The 18,239-nt window shown below is 61.4% G+C and carries 18 protein-coding genes; 14 read left to right on the forward strand and 4 right to left on the reverse strand.

Features of this window, described 5'->3' with window-relative positions; all coding sequences use genetic code 11:
- Positions 1 to 216: 216 nt before the first annotated feature.
- The 3 genes from DPM35_RS08680 to DPM35_RS08690 all read left to right on the forward strand — a co-directional run bounded on the left by DPM35_RS08680 (position 217) and on the right by DPM35_RS08690 (position 2,796).
- Entirely contained in the window at positions 217 to 1,110 is an 894-nt protein-coding gene (locus DPM35_RS08680; protein WP_112126843.1) for an EAL domain-containing protein, read from the forward strand.
- A complete protein-coding gene (locus DPM35_RS08685) occupies positions 1,107 to 1,967 on the forward strand; it encodes an EAL domain-containing protein (RefSeq protein ID WP_112126844.1) in 861 nt (286 codons plus the stop codon). Before DPM35_RS08680 ends, DPM35_RS08685 begins: the two co-directional genes overlap by 4 nt.
- A gap of 217 nt (positions 1,968 to 2,184) precedes the next feature.
- A complete protein-coding gene (locus tag DPM35_RS08690; protein ID WP_112126845.1) occupies positions 2,185 to 2,796 on the forward strand; it encodes a glutathione S-transferase family protein in 612 nt (203 codons plus the stop codon).
- 507 nt (positions 2,797 to 3,303) lie between these two features.
- Here DPM35_RS08690 and DPM35_RS08695 read toward each other — a convergent pair.
- Positions 3,304 to 3,516: a cold-shock protein gene (locus DPM35_RS08695; RefSeq protein WP_112126846.1), complete on the reverse strand. Its 213-nt coding sequence runs from the start codon at positions 3,514 to 3,516 to the stop codon at positions 3,304 to 3,306.
- A 280-nt stretch (positions 3,517 to 3,796) separates the two neighbouring features.
- Between DPM35_RS08695 and DPM35_RS08700 the strand changes: the two genes are divergently transcribed.
- Positions 3,797 to 4,126, forward strand: a complete 330-nt coding sequence (locus DPM35_RS08700) for a hypothetical protein (protein ID WP_112126847.1) — start codon at positions 3,797 to 3,799, stop codon at positions 4,124 to 4,126.
- A gap of 15 nt (positions 4,127 to 4,141) precedes the next feature.
- Here DPM35_RS08700 and DPM35_RS08705 read toward each other — a convergent pair whose 3' ends face one another.
- Positions 4,142 to 4,711, reverse strand: a complete 570-nt coding sequence (locus DPM35_RS08705; protein ID WP_112127119.1) for a methylated-DNA--[protein]-cysteine S-methyltransferase — start codon at positions 4,709 to 4,711, stop codon at positions 4,142 to 4,144.
- A 165-nt stretch (positions 4,712 to 4,876) separates the two neighbouring features.
- Between DPM35_RS08705 and DPM35_RS08710 the strand changes: the two genes are divergently transcribed.
- The 5 genes from DPM35_RS08710 to DPM35_RS08730 all read left to right on the forward strand — a co-directional run bounded on the left by DPM35_RS08710 (position 4,877) and on the right by DPM35_RS08730 (position 9,833).
- Entirely contained in the window at positions 4,877 to 5,893 is a 1,017-nt protein-coding gene (locus DPM35_RS08710) for a lytic transglycosylase domain-containing protein (RefSeq protein WP_112126848.1), read from the forward strand.
- Positions 5,894 to 5,927: 34 nt separating this feature from the next.
- On the forward strand, positions 5,928 to 6,425 hold the full coding sequence (locus DPM35_RS08715) for a GNAT family N-acetyltransferase (RefSeq protein ID WP_112126849.1): 498 nt from the start codon (positions 5,928 to 5,930) through the stop codon (positions 6,423 to 6,425).
- A 375-nt stretch (positions 6,426 to 6,800) separates the two neighbouring features.
- Positions 6,801 to 8,063 (forward strand): ABC transporter substrate-binding protein, encoded by a 1,263-nt coding sequence (locus DPM35_RS08720; RefSeq protein WP_112126850.1) that lies wholly within the window; start codon positions 6,801 to 6,803, stop codon positions 8,061 to 8,063.
- A gap of 71 nt (positions 8,064 to 8,134) precedes the next feature.
- Positions 8,135 to 9,007, forward strand: coding sequence for a carbohydrate ABC transporter permease (locus DPM35_RS08725; protein WP_112127120.1), 873 nt, complete (start codon positions 8,135 to 8,137; stop codon positions 9,005 to 9,007).
- Between the two features lies 1 nt (position 9,008).
- Entirely contained in the window at positions 9,009 to 9,833 is an 825-nt protein-coding gene (locus DPM35_RS08730; RefSeq protein ID WP_112126851.1) for a carbohydrate ABC transporter permease, read from the forward strand.
- Between the two features lie 61 nt (positions 9,834 to 9,894).
- Here the strand turns inward: DPM35_RS08730 and DPM35_RS08735 are convergent, their stop codons facing one another.
- The gene (locus tag DPM35_RS08735) at positions 9,895 to 10,233 is read right to left on the reverse strand and encodes a hypothetical protein (RefSeq protein WP_112126852.1); all 339 of its coding nucleotides are present in this window, start codon (positions 10,231 to 10,233) and stop codon (positions 9,895 to 9,897) included.
- Positions 10,234 to 10,386: 153 nt separating this feature from the next.
- On the opposite strand from DPM35_RS08735, the gene DPM35_RS08740 reads away from it, so the two are divergent.
- From DPM35_RS08740 to DPM35_RS08755, 5 genes are all read left to right on the forward strand, one after another.
- Positions 10,387 to 10,947, forward strand: a complete 561-nt coding sequence (locus tag DPM35_RS08740; RefSeq protein ID WP_112126853.1) for a DUF4142 domain-containing protein — start codon at positions 10,387 to 10,389, stop codon at positions 10,945 to 10,947.
- A gap of 170 nt (positions 10,948 to 11,117) precedes the next feature.
- Positions 11,118 to 11,510: a Rid family hydrolase gene (locus tag DPM35_RS08745; protein ID WP_112126854.1), complete on the forward strand. Its 393-nt coding sequence runs from the start codon at positions 11,118 to 11,120 to the stop codon at positions 11,508 to 11,510.
- A 26-nt stretch (positions 11,511 to 11,536) separates the two neighbouring features.
- Positions 11,537 to 11,707: a cupin domain-containing protein gene (locus tag DPM35_RS08750; protein ID WP_342633668.1), complete on the forward strand. Its 171-nt coding sequence runs from the start codon at positions 11,537 to 11,539 to the stop codon at positions 11,705 to 11,707.
- A gap of 239 nt (positions 11,708 to 11,946) precedes the next feature.
- Positions 11,947 to 12,801 carry a hypothetical protein gene (locus tag DPM35_RS32160; protein WP_146767929.1) on the forward strand — a complete coding sequence of 285 codons (855 nt, stop codon included), beginning with the start codon at positions 11,947 to 11,949 and terminating at the stop codon, positions 12,799 to 12,801.
- A gap of 99 nt (positions 12,802 to 12,900) precedes the next feature.
- A complete protein-coding gene (locus tag DPM35_RS08755; protein WP_112126855.1) occupies positions 12,901 to 14,562 on the forward strand; it encodes an AIPR family protein in 1,662 nt (553 codons plus the stop codon).
- A gap of 26 nt (positions 14,563 to 14,588) precedes the next feature.
- On the opposite strand, the gene carB is transcribed toward DPM35_RS08755, so the two are convergent.
- Positions 14,589 to 18,092, reverse strand: coding sequence for a carbamoyl-phosphate synthase large subunit (gene carB / locus DPM35_RS08760; RefSeq protein ID WP_112126856.1), 3,504 nt, complete (start codon positions 18,090 to 18,092; stop codon positions 14,589 to 14,591).
- Positions 18,093 to 18,239: the final 147 nt, after the last annotated feature.

The raw sequence follows: 18,239 nt of genomic DNA on the forward strand, positions 1-18,239 counted from the left end.
AAATGTCTCCTAGGAAAGGCGGCCAGGAGCGGCCGCGGCGCCTCTCATGTCGCATCATGGCGCGGAGCGCAAGCATTGTGCGATGAGCCAGAGGTCAAGGAGGCGTGACCAAGGTCAAGCCTGCGTGAGCGGCAACGCTAAATTCATCAACGGCCGGTAAACCCTTGGCTGGCAGGATCGCAGATCGGATTGCGCCAATTCGCGGAGCGAGAAACCTTGTCGCGCAGTATCGGGCTTGCCCACATCATCCGTCATGATGACGGCACCTCGACCGGTGTCTGGGGCATCTATACGCTGCAAAGCGCGTTCCAGCCGATCTTCGCCTTCAAGGAAGGCAAGCTTTCGGTCGCCGCCTTCGAGGGGCTGATCCGGCCGTTCCGCGACGGCGAGCCGCAGTCGCCGGCGGCGTTCTTCGGCACCTGCCCGGCGGCCGACCGGCTGCATATCGAGGCGCTGACGCGCACGCTGCATCTTTTGAACGCCGGTGCCTGCCTGCCGCAGGAGGCGTCCATCTTCATCAATTTCGACCCGTCGGTGTTCACCGATCGCGGCATTGCCGACAAGGCATTGCGCGATATGCGGCTGGTGCTGCACGAAGCCGGTATCGATCCGCGCCGCATCGTTTGCGAGGTTACCGAGCAGAAGTCGGCCTCGCAGGAAGCGCTCTACGATTTTGTCGAGGCGCTGCGGGCCAATGGCTTCCGCATCGCGGTGGACGACTATGGCGCCGATGAGTCCGACATCCACCGGATCAAGGAACTGAAGCCTGACATCGTCAAGTTCGATGCGCAGTGGATCACGCATCTGATGGAGTCCGGCGCCGGCTTCGCGTTGCTGACGGCCATGGTGAAGGGCTTCGAAACCCAGAGTATCCACACCGTCTTCGAAGGCCTCGAGGAAGGCTGGCAACTGGAGCTTGCCGAGAAAGCCGGCGCTTCGATGGTGCAAGGCTATGTGCTTGCCCGGCCCGAACTCGCCCCCACCAGCTTTCGCGTCTTCGGCCAGGGCGTGCAGCCTCCGGCCGAAGAGAGCACGGCTGCCGCAAGCCCCGCGGCTCCGGCCACGCGGTCGCGGCCGGCAAGGGTATTCGGGCGCAAGGTCGCGCCATGAACGAAAGGGATGAGAGGCGGCGCAATGTCGCCAAGGCGATCTTCGCCGACGAGATCGGTCTTCAGTTCGGCATCTATGGCGAATTCCGGCTATGGAGCGTCTATCAGCCGATTTTCGCCCCGGAGGACAGGGTGCTCAGGCCGGTCGCCGTCGAGGGGCTGATCGAGCCGCGCCGCATCGCCGAGCCGGTGGCTCCAGCGATCTTCTTCGGCGGCATTCCCGCATCCGACCGGCTGTTTGTCGAAACGATGTGCCGGATGCTGCATCTCGGCAATTACCGCAACATCGGCCTCGAGGGGCTCACGCTGTTCTTCAACTACAATCCGATGATCAACGATCATCTCGGACGGGCGCTGGCCGAAATCCGGCTCATGACGAGGCATCTCGGCGATTTCGAGCTGGAGCCTGGCCTGCTGGTCTGCGAGATCACCGAACAGGCGGCCGACGATCACGTTCTTGCCAGCCTGGTGCGCGAAATGCGGCGCGACGGCATCCGCATCGCCATCGACGATTTCGGTACCGGACATTCCACCGAGGCGCGCATCAATCTGCTCGCGCCCGACATCGTCAAGATCGACGGCGCCTGGTTCGGCGCGCTCTGCCGCCATGCCGCCGCCGAGCGCTTTTTCCGGCCATTGGTGGGCATGCTGCAAGAGCGCGGCGCCAAAGTGCTGGTCGAGGGCATCGAGAATGCGCAGCACTTGCGCGTCGCGCTCGAGGGCGGCGCCGACCTGCTGCAGGGTTTCCATCTCGCCCGCCCGGCGCTCGCAGGCACGATCTTCAAGGAAGAGCCGCTTTCCGTCGACGCCCTGCTCGACGCCGGCGACAAGGTTGTGCCCCTGCACCAGCAACGCTGATGCTCAAGAAGACCTATCAGCATCGCTGATGGTTTTTCGCAAAAACAAATCACTGGATGGGACCTAGCCGCGCGCGTTAAAGCATGTCTCACGAAAGTGGGAACCGGTTTCGGGATAAAGACATGCGTAAAATCAAAGACCTAAAGCGCATGGAGCGAATCCGAAGGATCGCGACGCGCGTTAGATCGTTCCCAGGAGACCGGAGAGGGCAAGAGGCATGATCCTTTACGACATGGCCGACAGCGGCAATTGCTACAAGCCGCGGTTGTTGATGACCAAGCTCGGCATTCCCTTCACCCGGGTCGAGGTGAGCTCGCATACCGGCGAGACGCGCAAGCCCGACTACGTCGCCAAGAATCCGAACGCGATGGTGCCGATGCTGGAGCTCGACGACGGCAGGCGCATCGCCGAAAGCAACGCCATCCTGCTTTATCTCGCCGAGGGCACGCGCTTCGTCCCAGCCGACAAATACGAGCGCGCGCTGGCTTACCAATGGCTGTTCTTCGAACAATACAGCCATGAGCCCTATATCGCGGTGCGCAAGGCGCTTCTGACCTTCCCGGAACGGGCGAAGGACGCCACGCCGGAAAGGCTGGCGCAGACGCTGGAGCGCGGCAACAAGGCGCTGGGCGTCATGAACCAGCATCTGGAGCGGAACGCATTCTTTGCCGGCAGCGCCTATAGCGTCGCCGATATCGCGCTATACGCCTACACCCACAGCGCCGAGAAGGGCGGCTTTCAGCTCGACGCCTATCCGGCCGTCGCCGCCTGGCTGAAGCGGGTCGAGGCGGACAAAGGGCATGTGCCAATCGAGTGGGTGCCTGACTGACGCCGACGATTGGCGAAAAGCCGGGCGACGGCTTCCTTCTCCCCGTTCACGGGGAGAAGATGGCGGCAGCCAGATGAGGGGCGGCGCCAGCCTTGCTAAGCTAGCATAAAAAACAAAGAGCTAGGGCGTTCGCCGTTTCCCTGAAACGGTGAAATGCACCAGCCAAAATGGCAATTCTGAAACCTCGGCGCTGCCCCTCATCGCCCTGCCGGGCACTTCTCCCCGTGAACGGGGAGAAGGAAGCCAATCGCCAGAATCCAGACAACAAAAAAGGCGGGCATTGCCCGCCTTCCTATGCCGGTAGCCTGATTGGGAGCGTCCGGCCCGGGCTGGCAGCTATCTGCTGTTCCAGCTTGTCGGTCTTTCCGCTCCGGCGCGCTTATCGCGCGACCGTCAGTACATCCGTGACTTGCCGCGCGCCCCGAACCTTCGTCCGGCGCGCGCCTTACTTATCCGCATTTCGCGATGCCGGGCGGTTAAGCCTGGCCGCAAAACGCTCAAGCCAAATCAGGCTGCCTTGCTCAGAGACCCAGCGGCGGACTTGCCGGTGCGGCGGTCCTGCTCGATCTCGAAGTTGATCTTCTGGCCTTCAGCCAGGGTGGTCATGCCAGCGCGCTCGACAGCGGAGATATGGACGAAAACGTCCGCGCCGCCATTGTCGGGCTGGATGAAGCCGTAGCCCTTGGTGGCGTTAAACCACTTGACCGTACCAGTTGCCATATAGAATGCCCTTCGCATTTGCTTTTGTTTGACCGAACCAATGTCCGGCCGGCGGTATCGAAATTTTGGAGATAGACGTCAGCAAACGCGAAGATCGCGGCCCGATCGATCGGCCAAATTCAATGTTGCGGATATAGGATAGTTTGAGCAGGAAAACAAGACGGGTGCTTGGACACTGCCGGCATGCCGGATCGAGCGGAATACAGTCGTGCATGGAAGTTTTGACAGCGGCCACGCGTTGTGGAGGGATGGAATGCCTGCCCTTGCGAGGAGAGAAGCCATGAGGATCATTCTGCTTGCCGCCTGCCTGCTGCTGGTGGCCGCCGAGGCGCAGGCGGCATCGCGCTACGATCCGACGCGCATGAGCTGCGACCGGGTGCAGGCGACGATCGCCAGACAGGGCGCCGTCATTCTGCGCTATCAGTCGACGCGCGTGCCGGGGCTGCCGCTTTACGACCGCTATGTGCGCGACGAGCGCTTCTGCAACGCGGGCGAGGTGAGGACGCGCGCCTATGTGCCGAGCGCCGACACAAGGTCCTGCGCCGTCTATGTCTGCAAGCGGCCGGACTTTGACCATTTCCGCCGGCGATTTTTTCCGCGCCGGCACTGATAATCCCGCGGGATTTCAGAACCCGAACGAGGCCTGCGCGGCCGGCGGCGGGCCGACGCGAACGCCTTCCATCGCCAGCATCTTTTCCTTGGTGGCCGAGCCGCCCGGCGCTGAGAAGCCGCCGATCTTGCCGCCGGCCGCCAGGATGCGGTGGCAGGGGATGACCAGCGGCACCGGATTGGCGCCAAGCGCAGCACCCGTCTCGCGGGCGAGCCCGGCATGGCCGGCGCGCTTGGCCAGTTCGCCATAGGTGGTGGTCTCGCCGAAGCCGAGCTTGCGCGCGGCATCGTAGATGGCAAGGCGAAAATCGTCGATGCCGTCGAGATCGACCGGCACGTCGGAGAAATCGACGTCCTCGCCAGCCGCATAGGCCTTGATCGAGGCGATCAGTTCGACCACCCATTGCGGCTGGTCGGTTGAGGTCGAAACACCGGGATGACGGAACAGCCGGCGCTCGACCGCCTCGCGGCTGCGTTCGGGCAGGCAGAGCCGGATCAGGCCCTTCTCGTTCCAGGCGATGCCCATGAAGCCGATCACTGTTTCTAACACTGCGTGGCCGGCCGTGATCTCGGATAGGGGTTTCATGGCGTTTTCCTTCCGCAAAACCGCGAAAAACGAGTACATATCCAGAACAATATGGCATTTCCGCCCTGTTCCCGCCACCCGAAAACCGCCTGGTGGCCCCGATTGCGAGGTGTGAATCGCTGGTGTAAGGACTCCTTAACAATAGACAAACCGGACCCTCACGGCTTGCCAGCTAAAATCATATTCACCGCGATCGGCGTGCTCGTTGCCGCTGCTGGTCTGAGCGGTTGCACCTCGACCTCGCAAATGAAGGCCGCGCCCGCGCTTGCGGAAGCCTCGACGCCTGTCGTGGCCGACGACACGCCGACGGTCGCGCTGCCCGAAACGGTGGCCGTGTTGCCCGAGCCTTCCGGCCTCGCGCAGGTGCAGACCGCCGCGCTTGCCGGCGATGTCGTCGCCATGGCGACCGTGCCCGGCGCGCCGACCACGCCTGGCGCGCTCGCGACGCAAAACGCGCTTGCGACGCAAGGCGCACTTTTGCCGCCGCCTGCTCAACCCGGGGCGGCGCTGGCTCAGCCCGCGGCCTTCGCCGGAGCGACGCCGATGGCCGGCAAGTTTCCGCCGCCGCCGGTGCTGACGGCCGGCGGCTCGCCGACCGGCCCAGGATCGATCAAACAGGCGGGATCCATCAAGCAAGCGGCGGTCTATACGACCGCGGGCGTCGCCATGCCGGTCACCGGCCAATCGGCGAAAATCGCCCCGATGCCCGGTGTCCAGCAGGTTGCTTACGTGGCGCCGGACAACCCCGCTCTGCTGGCGGCACCTGGCCAGCCCGAGCAGCACGCCAGCGGCCCGCGCGGCGAGATCGAGCGGCTGATCGAGAAATATTCTGCGCTTTATGAAGTGCCGGTCGAGCTGGTGCGGCATGTCGTCAACCGCGAGAGCACCTTCAACCCGAAAGCCTATAATCACGGCCATTGGGGACTGATGCAGATCAAGCACGCGACGGCGCGCGGCATGGGCTACGACGGCCCGGCGACCGGCCTGTTCGACGCCGAGACCAATCTCAAATATGCCGTGAAATATCTGCGCGGCGCCTGGCTGGTCTCGGGCGGCAACGCCAAGCGGGCCGATACGCTCTACCAGACCGGCTATTACTACGACGCCAAGCGCAAGGGCCTGCTCGAGGCGACGGGACTTGGCGTCGATCGCAAGCGCCACCGCCTGCAACCCGACGCCTGAGCGGACGGTCCGCGCGGCGTTTCGAGACAGCGCCATGCGTGAGAACACGACGCCTCGTCCGCCGGCTGCCAACGACATCCGCCTGCGTAAGCTGCTCGACGACACGCTCACCGCGCCGCATTGGCCGGAAGGCTTCGTCATGCGCGCTTTTGAACATCGTGATGCGCAGGCTTTGCACGCGCTGCTGGAAGAGGTGTTCGACGACGGCGCCGACGGGCCGTTCGACGATTGGTGGCCGCGCATTGCCGGCGACGCCGAGTTCGATCCCGCTCTCTGTTTCCTCGTCATCGACGGCAAGGGTCTGCTTGCGGGCGCGGCGCTGTGCTGGACATCCGGTTTCGTCAAGGACCTTGCCGTCCATTCGGAATCCAGAAGGCAGGGCATCGGCGAGGCGCTGATGCGGCACGTGTTCCTGACGTTTCGCGAGCGGGGCGCGGCCTATGTCGATCTCAAGACCAACACGGTGAAGAACACCGCCGCCTTCAGGCTCTATGAGCGGCTCGGCATGATCCCGGTCGACTGGGAAGGTTAATGGCGTCCCGGCATTGTGAACTCCTTCACATAGGCTGACGTTAGGTCATGCTAATGCGTCGTCGTGCCGGGCGGCCGATCGGCGGATCGACGCTGGCAAGGCGTCGGAGGCGGCTGTGCCGGCATGCGTCAGCCACTCCCAGACGGGCTCCGGGGCGGGGGTTTCGGAGCCCGTCCGCTTTCGTGAAAGCGGGTGAGGGAAAGCAGGACGCCGACGCGGTCGAGCCGACCGAGGCGGCTTCACCGACCTGTCGGCCTGAACCGGCGCGCAAGAGCACATGGAACCCTAAGCCGCATCGTGCATTCATCGCAGGGGCCTTGATGAGCCGCGACGCCGAGTTGGCGCCGCCGGCCGCTGAGGGAGGCCCGCAATCCCGTGAAGCCTGTTTACGCGTTCCTTGCGCTGGCCGTCTTCATCCTGCTGGGCGCTGTCCAGGCGCGAGCCGTGGAATTGTCGATCGTGTCGGGCGACACCGGCAACGGCATCAAGGTGCTGCGCGAGATCCTTGACCTCTATGAGAAAAAGAGCGGCAACAAGGTCGGCATCGTCGTCATCCCGCCCTCGACCACCGACCAGTTCGGCCAATACAGGCTATGGCTTGCCGCCGGCAGCAGCGATATCGACGTCTACCAGACCGACGTCATCTGGGCGCCGCAGCTGGCCAGCCAACTGGTCGACCTGACCGAGGCCACCAGGGACGTGGTGGGCGAGCATTTCCCGTCGATCATCCAGTCGCAGACCGTCGACGGCAGGCTGGTCGCGCTGCCGATCTTCACCGACGCGCCGGCGCTCTATTACCGCAAGGATCTGCTCGACAAATATGGCCTCAAGGTGCCGGCCACCTGGCAGGAATTGCAGGACACCGCAAAGCTCGTCATGGACAAGGAGCGGGCTGCCGGCAACCAGGACATCTGGGGATATGTCTTCCAGGGCAATGCCTATGAGGGGCTGACCTGCAACGCGCTCGAATGGGTCATGTCGAATGGCGGCGGCGGGATCATCGAGCCGGACGGCCGCATCTCCATCAACAATCCAAAGGCGGCCGCGGCGCTCGACAGGGTCAAGGGCTGGATCGGCACGATCGCGCCGCCGGGCGCGCTCGCCTATCAGGAGGAGGAAGCGCGGGGCGTCTGGCAGACCGGCAACGCCGTCTTCATGCGCAACTGGCCCTATGCCTATGCTCTCGGCAATAGCGAGAATTCGCCAGTCAAGGGCAAGTTCGACGTGGCGCCGCTGCCGGCCGGCGAAGGCGGGCATCCGGTCGCGACGCTGGGTGGCTGGAACCTTGCCGTGTCCAGATATTCGAAACATCCGGATGCCGCGATCGACCTGGTCAAATTCATCGCCTCGCCCGAAATGCAGAAATACCGGACGCTGAAGACGGCCAACCTGCCGACCATCGCGGCGCTCTATGACGACGCCGATATCGCCAGGCAACAGCCGATCGTGCCGCGCTGGAAAAAGATTTTCCTCAACGCGCAGCCGCGCCCCTCGGCAACCGCCAGGATCAAATACAATGAGGCCTCGAGCCAGTTCTGGACCGCGGTCCACAACACGATATCGGGGAATGGAACCGCCGCCGACAATCTCGCCGATCTCGAGGCGCGGCTGACCAGGCTGAAAGGCAGGGGCTGGTGAGCGCGGCCAGCGTAAGGCCATCGCCGCTGGCGCGCCGGCGCGTTCGCACGGCCTGGCTGTTCCTGGCGCCGATGCTTTTTGTTCTTGGCGTCGTCGCCGGCTGGCCGTTCCTGCGCACGGTCTATTACAGCTTCACCGATGCTTCGCTGGCAGATCTCGACGCGCGGCAATGGGTGGGCTTCGACAATTATTTCTCGGTGCTCACCCTGCCGAGCGGGCGGCTGCTCTATGACGGGCTGCTGGTCGATCCGGTCTGGTGGCGGGCGGTGTGGAACACGGTGCGCTTCGCCGTTATCTCGGTGGCCTGCGAGACGGTGCTCGGCATGATTGTCGCACTTTCGCTCAACGCCGACTTCCCGGGACGCGGCATCGTGCGGGCCGCTATCCTCATCCCCTGGGCGATCCCGACCATCGTCTCGGCCAAGATGTGGCAGTGGATGCTCAACGACCAGTTCGGCATCATCAATGTCGTGCTGCTCAACCTCGGCCTGATCGATAGCAAGATCGCCTGGACCGCGAGCGCCGACACCGCGATGGTCGCTGTGCTCATCGTCGACATCTGGAAGACGACGCCGTTCATGGCGCTCTTGATCCTGGCGGCACTGCAGATGCTGCCGCGCGAGATCCTCGAAGTGGCGAAGCTCGACGGCGCCAATCCCTGGCAGATCTTCTGGCGGGTGACGCTGCCGCTGATCCGCCCGGCGGTGATGGTGGCGGTGATTTTTCGCGCACTCGACGCGTTGCGTATCTTCGACCTGATCTATGTGCTGACGCCCAACAACGTGCAGACCAAGTCGATGTCGATCTTCGCGCGCGAGAACCTGTTCGAGTTCGACAAGTTCGCCTATGGCTCGGCCGCCTCGACGCTGCTGTTCCTGATCATCGGCCTGCTCACCATCGCCTATATCCGGCTTGGACGGCTGAGTTTCGAGGGAGGGCGCTGAGATGAAAATGCTGAAGCGCACTGCCTTCTATCTGCTGCTTCTGGCGATCGTCTTCGTCGCGGTGTTTCCGTTCTACTACGCCATCGTCACCAGCCTGAAATCAGGGACCGAATTGTTCCAGGCGGGCCTTTGGCCGCAATCGTTCAGCTTGGCAAATTACCGCAACGTGCTGACCGAAGGGCCCTTCCTGCGCAATCTCGTCAATTCGCTCGTCGTCTCCGGCGCGGTCGTCGCGGTCTCGCTGCTGCTCGGCGTCACCGCGGCCTATGCGCTGGCCCGCATTCGCTTCCGCGGTCGTTCGGTGCTGATGCTCGCCATCCTGTCCGTCTCGATGTTTCCGCAGGTCGCCGCCCTTGCCGGGCTGTTCGAGATCGTCCGGGCGCTGCATCTCTACAATTCGCTCTTGGCGCTCATCCTGTCCTACATGATCTTCACGCTGCCGTTCACGGTGTGGGTGCTCACCACTTTCGTGCGCGACCTGCCGGTCGAGATCGAGGAGGCGGCGATCCTCGACGGCGCCGGACCGTGGACCATCCTGACGCGCATCTTCCTGCCGCTGCTATGGCCGGCGCTCGCCACCACGGGCCTGCTCGCCTTCATCAGCGCCTGGAACGAGTTCCTGTTCGCGCTCACCTTCACCTCCACCAACACGCAGCGCACGGTGCCGGTGGCGATCGCGCTTCTGTCGGGCAACTCGCAGTTCGAGATCCCCTGGGGCAACATCATGGCCGCCTCGGTGATCGTCACCGTGCCGCTGGTGGCGCTGGTGCTGATCTTCCAGCGCCGCATCGTTTCCGGCCTCACCGCTGGCGGGGTGAAGGGATAAGGCTATTTGCCCGACGCAATTCCGGACGGAAAACCGCTGAACACTTTTCCTGGAATTGCTCTCAGATATCCGGCGCGTTGCCGACCTTCTTCTTCATATCCAGCGCCCAGGCGCGCCCCTCATCGCCGCCCCACAGCAGCCAGGCGATATAGCCGGCGGAAGGATTGTCCTCGTTGCCGTAGTTCTTGCCCTTCTTGTCGACCTCGTGGCGGGCGAAATAGCTGACCATGCGCCGGATGGTCGAGGGTGACAGGTTCCTGCGGTTCTTGAGCTCGGTGGCGCGCGCGACGCCGATCTCGGTGCCGCCACGGCCGAACTGCTGGCGCAGCCTGAGGCCCTTGGCGGCGTTGTCGGCAACGATCTGCGGGCAGCGCAGGTCGATCTCGTCGCTGTCGGTCATTTTTGCTCCCCTTCCCGAGTGGTTCTAGCTGACGCGAAGCAATGCGGCAAAGCCGGAGGTGTTCCGCCTGCTTTTCGAGGCAAGCTTTAGGCAACCCCGCGGCCGGTGCCGCGTTGGGGAAGGCGGAGGGGCTGTTCGGATCGGAGTTTTGAGATGAAAACGCTGCTGCCCCTGGTCGCCGTCGCGCTTCTTGCCGGCGCGCCCGCCGCGTTCGCCCAATCGAACGACACCAACACAGACGCCGTGGGACCGATGGTGACCGACAACAAGGTCGACACCCAGACCTTCGTCACAACGGTGCCGAATGCCAACATGTTCGAGATCGAGTCGAGCAGGCTGGCGCAAGAGAAGTCGGCGTCGGCCGACGTCAAGGCTTTCGCCGCCGAGATGATCAAGGATCACGGCAAGGCGGGCGAGGACTTCAAGGCGGCGCTCAGCCAGGGCCAGACCACTGCGTCGATCAAGCCGGCCGGTCCGGCGCTGCAGCCGAAGGAGCAGCAGATGCTCGACGAACTGAAGGCTGCCAACGGCAAGGATTTCGACGCCAAATACATCAAGATGCAGAGCGACGCGCATAAGGAAGCTGTCGCGCTGTTTTCCACCTACGCCAATTCCGGCGACGACCCGGCGATGAAGGAATTCGCCAAGAAGACGCTGCCGGCGCTGAAGATGCACGAAAAGCACGTGAAGGAGCTGGCGGTCGCGCATCAGTGAGGGTTTTGGGGGAAGGTAACCGGCCTGCGCCGGCGCGAAGGAACGCTACGTTCCCCGCTTTCCACCAACCCTGGCAAAATGCCGAACCGCCCGCCAAAGGGGGAGAAGGGGAAGGCTGGCGTTCCCTCGCCGCCGCGATAAGCTCCCCGCCAAACAAAGGGAGGACCACCATGGACAAGGAAGTCATCGAAGTGCCGGTGATGTCGGCAAAGGTGCGCGCGCTCGGGCTGCCGTGCTCGACGGCGGTGCGGGCCAACGGCTTCGTGTTCATCTCGGCGACGCCGCCGGTCGACATGGTGACCGGCGAGATGGTGCGCGGCGACATCGAGGTCCAGACCGAGGCGTCGCTCAAGGCGCTGAAGCACTGCCTGGAAGCGGCCGGCACATCGCTGGAGAAGGTGGTGATGGTGCGCATCTACGCCGTCAATTCCGGCTTCTACAACGCCATCAACCGGGTCTATGCGAAGTATTTTGCGACCAACCCGCCGGCGCGCAGTTTCGTGCCGGTGGCGTCGTGGCCGATGGAGTTCGATATCGAGATTGAATGCGTGGCGGTGGCTTGAGTTGGGTGGGCGATAGAGGAGAACCATTGCTCAAGGCTGGCGACTGCGCCACCTTCGCCAAGAACAGGGGAAGCGGCCGTCACATGATCAACCGCTCATCGGTGACGGCGCGCTACCTGGAAGTCGGATCGCGCAATCCGAAGAATGTCATCACCTGCTCCGAGATCGACATCGTGAGCCCGAACGCGGACGGGTAGTTTTTGCATAAGCATGGGACGGCTTATCCGGGACGGGCGGAACCATCAACTCGCTTAGAATGCGGCGTTTAGGGGCAATATAAGAACGGGAATCAACAGACGGTGCCCACTCTGAGTCAACAAACCAGCGCATTTATGAATAGCTATGCCGTGCGGTGTGTCGGTTCCAGGTGTCTTCGTCTACATGTTGTGTACATAGGCGGCGTTGTGTACACTCACCGGATGGGTGGGAGGACGAAATGACAGCAGGTCAGAGTCTGCAGGCGCTTGGGGAAATCGAAAGACTGATTAAACACCCTCCAGAGACAAGCCGGATTATCGAGATCGACCCGAAGACCGCTAAGGTTCTTTTGGAGGAGAGAAACAAGGGGAACAGACCACCAAAGCCAAATAAGGTTCAGCAATTTACCGCCGATATAACCTCAAGCAGATGGGGACTTACCGGCGATACCATCAAGTTTGGCAGCGATGGACGACTTTTAGATGGTCAGAACCGCCTAGCGGCATGCATCAGAGCTGATCGGAATATCTTAACACACGTCGTGTTTAACATTGATCCCGCGCTGTTCGGCCGAATGGACATAGGTAAACCGAGGAATGCGGCAGATGTGCTTCACATAGCGGGCTATAAGTATGCGTCGACGCTCGCTTCGGCTGTTCGCTGGGCTTATCTGATTGATACTAATCCTTATAATCGTGACACGCTAGGCCCCGATTTTGTACTTGGCCTCGTTAGAGAAAAGTATCCGGATATTGAACCTTTCCTGTCGAAGGGTCGCGCTATAAATAAGCAATATGCACACCCCGCTGGACAAGCGGCGGCGCTTCTTTACAAATTTTCGAAATCAGACGGCAGTAAATGTTCTGAGTTCTTTGGTGCCTGGATGACCGGAAAAAGAAACGGACCTTATCAGATAATAGACACGATGCAGGCGCTTCTTCATTCGCAGAAAGTCAACAATAATGGTAGGATACATGAGCTTGTTCGCGCATCGATTATAGTTAAAGCCTGGAACATCTTTCGGCTCGGCCAAAAGGGTTCTTTAGCGCAATTGCAAGCTGCAATGAATGCGCCTATCGAGAAAATAGGTTAGGGACTGCCCGTTGCTGGCTTGATGGGCGGGGATTTGGTGTGAGGTCAGTTTAGCGAGCTGCCCTGCAGATACATAGCTTGAGCTTTTTATGGGAGGTCTATGGCAACGCTTTTGGATTTCAACACTCTTAGTCACAAAGTTTCCGAATGGCTGGATCCGTCTGCTGGCTTTGAAACTCCGTCCCGGGCCTTCGCTGCTTTGATGGTGGGCACCGTTCTGAGCGTCAGTGACGAAGAAGCATACGATGCGATAGTGGACGGAGGAAACGATCGCGGAATCGATGGAGTATATGTCGATCAGCGAGATGGTGACAACACAATACATCTTTTTCAGTTTAAATACACAACATCATTCGAAAAGACGAAGAATAACTTTCCTGGTGGAGAGATAGACAAAGTTCTATCGTTCCTTTCAGATGTTTTAGATAAAGATTTTAAGTTGAAGCAGACGTCCAATCCGCTCTTATGGGATAAAGTACAAGAAATTTGGGATGCACTTGACAAGAAGGGTCCTCGCATAGAGGTTCATTTTTGTGGTAATATGCTACCATTAACGCTCCTCGACAAAAAGAGAGTGGATGATGCGTTTGCAAAATACAGGTACGTAAGAGCTGTTGGCCATTCGCTGGAGGAAATTGTCCAGTTTTTTGTTGAGGCAGATAAACCCCTAATAGACCGGGACATATACGTCGTTGACAAGGACTACTTCGAAAGGACCGATGGAAAGGCGCGGGCGCTGATATGCAGCGTTGATGCGAAGCAAATTGTGAAGATGATTACCGATCCAAACGACGAAACAAAAGTGTATACGCCGATATTTGATGAGAATGTTCGTATATACCAGAGCCATTTGAATCCTATCAACCGAGAGATTATAGCGACCGCCTTATCGGAAGACAGGTTCTTCTTCTGGTACTTGAACAACGGATTGACTATTACCTGTAGCTCGTTCTCCTATGCGAAAGGTTCTCGGGGACCCCTTGTGAGTCTTCAGAACGTTCAGATTGTTAACGGCGGGCAAACATCTAACGCCTTATTTGAGGCGAATCGTCAAGATGCTGACAAGCTTGATGACGTGTTGGTTCTAGTTCGTATTATAGAAGCTAAGGCAGACGACATCGGACAAAAGGTGTCGGAGACAACGAATAGTCAGACGCCTATAAAGAGCCGCGATCTCAGAGCCAATACAGCTGTCCAAAGAAAGATCGAGCAGGCCCTTAGAGCGAATGGGCTATTCTACGAACGCAAAAAGGATCAGTATCGCTCCGTCGATAGACAAAAAAGGATCGACGCGCTTCTCGCTGGTCAAGCCTATTTGGCCTACGGTCTGGATATGCCAGAAATTGCAAAGAAGGATAGAGGGAGGACGTTCGGTGATCTATTTGATACTGTTTTCTCTGAAGACCTCGATCCCTTGAATCTAATAACTCCAGTTAGAGTGCTTGAAGAAATAGAACGTCGAAAAAAGGCGATTCAAAAAAGTATTCGTGAGAAGCTTCCGGTTGACCCTGACCATTTGTTTATAATCGATGGAGCGTATCATGTGCTCTTTTCAGTAAAAAGGCTTTGCGTCAACGATTCCTCTGATCCATTTGACGTTACTAATGCGTTAAGCAAAGTTGACCTCGCTTTTGAGATCACGAAGAATCTTGTTAGGAATGAGAAAAGCATCGATCCTCTGTTCTCGCTGAACAGGTTTTTTAAGGATGCGGGAACAAGAACTAAAATAGAGTCGGCTATCGTTTCGGGAAACTACCTGTGAATATGCGGTAGGGCAGGGATCGTTTCTCACCCAAAATACTCCTGCAGCGGCCGCACTTCGAGGTTCCCCGCCCTCAACGCCGCGATCGCTTCCGCCACGGCCGCAGCACCCGACAGCGTCGTGTAATACGGCACCTTCTGCATCAGCGTTGCCCGGCGCAGTGACTTCGAGTCCGACACCGCCTTCTGACCGTCCGTGGTGTTGAAGACGATCTGGACCTGGCGGTTGCGGATGGCGTCCTCGATGTGGGGGCGGCCTTCGAGCACCTTGTTGATCTTTTCGGCGACCACGCCGTTCTCGGCGAGGAAGCGGGCGGTGCCGGAGGTGGCGAGCACCTTGAAGCCCTGGCCGGCCAGGCGTTTTACCGCCGGCAGGATGCCCTTCTTGTCCTCGTCGCGCACGGAGACGAACAGCGTGCCGGAGCGCGGCAGGTCGACATTGGCCCCTAACTGGCTCTTGGCGAAGGCCAAGGCGAAATCGCGGTCGAGGCCCATGACCTCGCCGGTCGAGCGCATTTCCGGCCCGAGCAATATGTCGACGCCGGGGAAGCGGGCGAAGGGGAAAACGGCTTCCTTGACCGCGATATGGCCCGGATTGCGCGGATCGGGCATGGCGCCGTAATGGGCGAAGGCGTTTTCCAGCGTCTCGCCGGCCATGATGCGGGCCGCGATCTTCGCAATGGGACGCCCGATGGTCTTGGCGACGAAGGGCACGGTGCGCGAGGCGCGCGGGTTGACCTCCAGCACATAGACCGTGCCGTCCTGGATCGCGTATTGCACATTCATCAGGCCGCCGACGTTGAGCGCGCGGGCGAGTGCCGCCGTCTGGCGCTCCAGCTCGTCGACAAGGTCGGACGGCAGCGAGTGGGTCGGCAGCGAGCAGGCCGAGTCGCCCGAATGGATGCCGGCCTCCTCGATATGCTCCAGGATGCCGGAGACGAAGGTCTCCTTGCCGTCGCAAAGGCAGTCGACGTCGACCTCGATGGCGCCCGACAGATAGGTGTCGAACAAAAGCGGGTTCTTGCCCAGCAGCGTGTTGATCTGGCCGGTCTTGTCGTTGGGGTATTTCTGCTTGATGTCCTCCGGCACCAGGCCGGGCACGGTGTCGAGCAGGTAGGTCTGCAGCATGCTCTCGTCATGGATGATCTGCATGGCGCGGCCGCCGAGCACATAGGACGGGCGCACCACCAGCGGGAAGCCGAGCTCGCCGGCGACGAGGCGGGCCTGCTCGACCGAATAGGCGATGCCGTTCTTCGGCTGGGTGAGGTTCAGCTTGTGCAGCAGCTTCTGGAAGCGGTCGCGGTCCTCGGCCAGGTCGATCATGTCGGGCGAGGTGCCGAGGATCGGAATGCCGGCCTTCTCCAGCGCGTCGGCCAACTTCAGCGGCGTCTGGCCGCCGAACTGGACGATGACGCCGACCAGCTCGCCCGAGGCCTGCTCGGCGCGCAGGATCTCCAGCACGTCCTCCGCCGTCAGCGGATCGAAATAGAGGCGGTCGGAGGTGTCGTAGTCGGTCGAGACCGTCTCCGGGTTGCAGTTGACCATGATCGCTTCATAGCCGGCGTCGCGCAGCGCAAAGGCGGCATGGCAGCAGCAATAATCGAACTCGATGCCCTGGCCGATGCGGTTCGGGCCGCCGCCGAGGATGACGACCTTTTTGCGCGCCGACACGCGCGCCTCGTTGGCGGGTTCGCCGACGAAAGGCACTTCATAGGTCGAGTACATGTAGGCGGTCGGCGAGGCGAACTCCGCGGCGCAGGTGTCGATGCGCTTGTAGACCGGATGGACGTCGAGCTTTTCGCGGGCCTTCTGGACGGCTTCGGCGTCGGTCTTCGTCAGCGAGGCGAGGCGGGCGTCGGAAAAGCCCATCGCCTTCAGCATCCGCAGGTTGACGGCGTCCTGCGGCAGGCCGTGCTCGCGGATGCGCTCCTCCATCGCGATGATGCCGGCGATCTGCTCGAGGAACCACGGGTCGATCTTGCACATGGCGTGCACGTCTTCCAGCGAGGTGCCCATGCGGATCGCTTGCGCCACCATGCGCAGCCGGTCCGGCGTCGGCGTGCCCAGCGCGGCGCGGATCGCGTTGCGGTCGTCGACGTGGCTGGCGGGCGCGCTGCCGTGACCAAGGCCTGGAATCTCGATCTCGTCCAATCCGGTCAGGCCGGTTTCCAATCCGCGCAAGGCTTTCTGCAGCGATTCCTGGAAGGTGCGGCCGATGGCCATCACTTCGCCCACCGACTTCATGGCGGTGGTCAACACCGGCTCGGCGCCGGGGAATTTCTCGAAGGCAAAGCGCGGGATCTTCGTCACCACGTAGTCGATGGTCGGCTCGAAGGAGGCCGGCGTCGCGCCGCCGGTGATGTCGTTCTCCAGCTCGTCCAGCGTGTAGCCGACGGCAAGCTTGGCCGCGACCTTGGCGATCGGGAAGCCGGTGGCTTTCGAGGCAAGGGCGGACGAGCGCGAAACGCGTGGGTTCATCTCGATGACGACCAGGCGGCCGTCGGCGGGGTTGACGGCGAACTGTACGTTGGAGCCGCCGGTCTCGACGCCGATCTCGCGCAGCACCGCGATCGAGGCGTTGCGCATCATCTGGTATTCCTTGTCGGTCAGCGTCAGCGCCGGCGCGACGGTGATCGAATCGCCCGTGTGCACGCCCATCGGATCGAGGTTCTCGATCGAGCAGATGATGATGCAATTGTCCGCCTTGTCGCGGACGACCTCCATCTCATACTCCTTCCAGCCGAGCACGCTCTCCTCGATCAGCACCTCGGTGGTAGGCGAGGCGTCGAGGCCGGACTGGACGATGTCGTAGAATTCGGCGCGGTTGTAGGCGATGCCGCCGCCGGTGCCGCCCATGGTGAAGGAGGGGCGGATGATGGCGGGAAGGCCGACATGGTCGAGCGCCTGGGCGGCGATCGCCATGGCGTGGCTGATATAGCGCTGCTTGCGGTCGCCCTCGCCGAGGTTCCAGCGCGTTTCCAGCGCGTCGAGCGCGGCGTCGAGGTTTTCCGGATTCTCCGCCTTCAGCGCCGCGCGCTCGGCCTCATGCGTCTTGCGGTCGGCGTTCTTGACGTCGGTGGCGTTGGCCAGCATCGAGCGCGGCGTCTCAAGGCCGATCTTGCTCATCGCCTGGCGGAACAGCGCGCGGTCCTCGGCCTTGTCGATGGCATGCGCGTCGGCGCCGATCATCTCGACATTGTAGCGGTCGAGCACGCCCATGCGGCGCAGCGAGAGCGCCGTGTTGAGCGCCGTCTGGCCGCCCATGGTCGGCAGCAGCGCGTCCGGCCGCTCCTTGGCGATGATCTTGGCCACCACCTCGGGCGTGATCGGCTCGATATAGGTGGCGTCGGCCAGCTCCGGATCGGTCATGATGGTGGCCGGATTGGAGTTGACCAGGATGACGCGAAAGCCCTCTTCCTTCAGCGCCTTGCAGGCCTGGGTGCCGGAATAGTCGAACTCGCAGGCCTGGCCGATGACGATGGGGCCGGCCCCGATGATCAGGATCGACTTGATGTCGGTGCGTCTTGGCATCTTCGAAAAATCCGTTCGGCGAGCGGCTTGCACGAAAAACCGGGACGGGGGGAGGACCCGGCCGGTTGTGCTTGCGATTCTGGTATCAGGCTAGGAGGGCCTTATAGGGAAGAGTTTTGCGGGATGTAACCCCGAAAATGCGGGTTA

The organism is Mesorhizobium atlanticum (assembly GCF_003289965.1).
Classification (GTDB): domain Bacteria; phylum Pseudomonadota; class Alphaproteobacteria; order Rhizobiales; family Rhizobiaceae; genus Mesorhizobium; species Mesorhizobium atlanticum.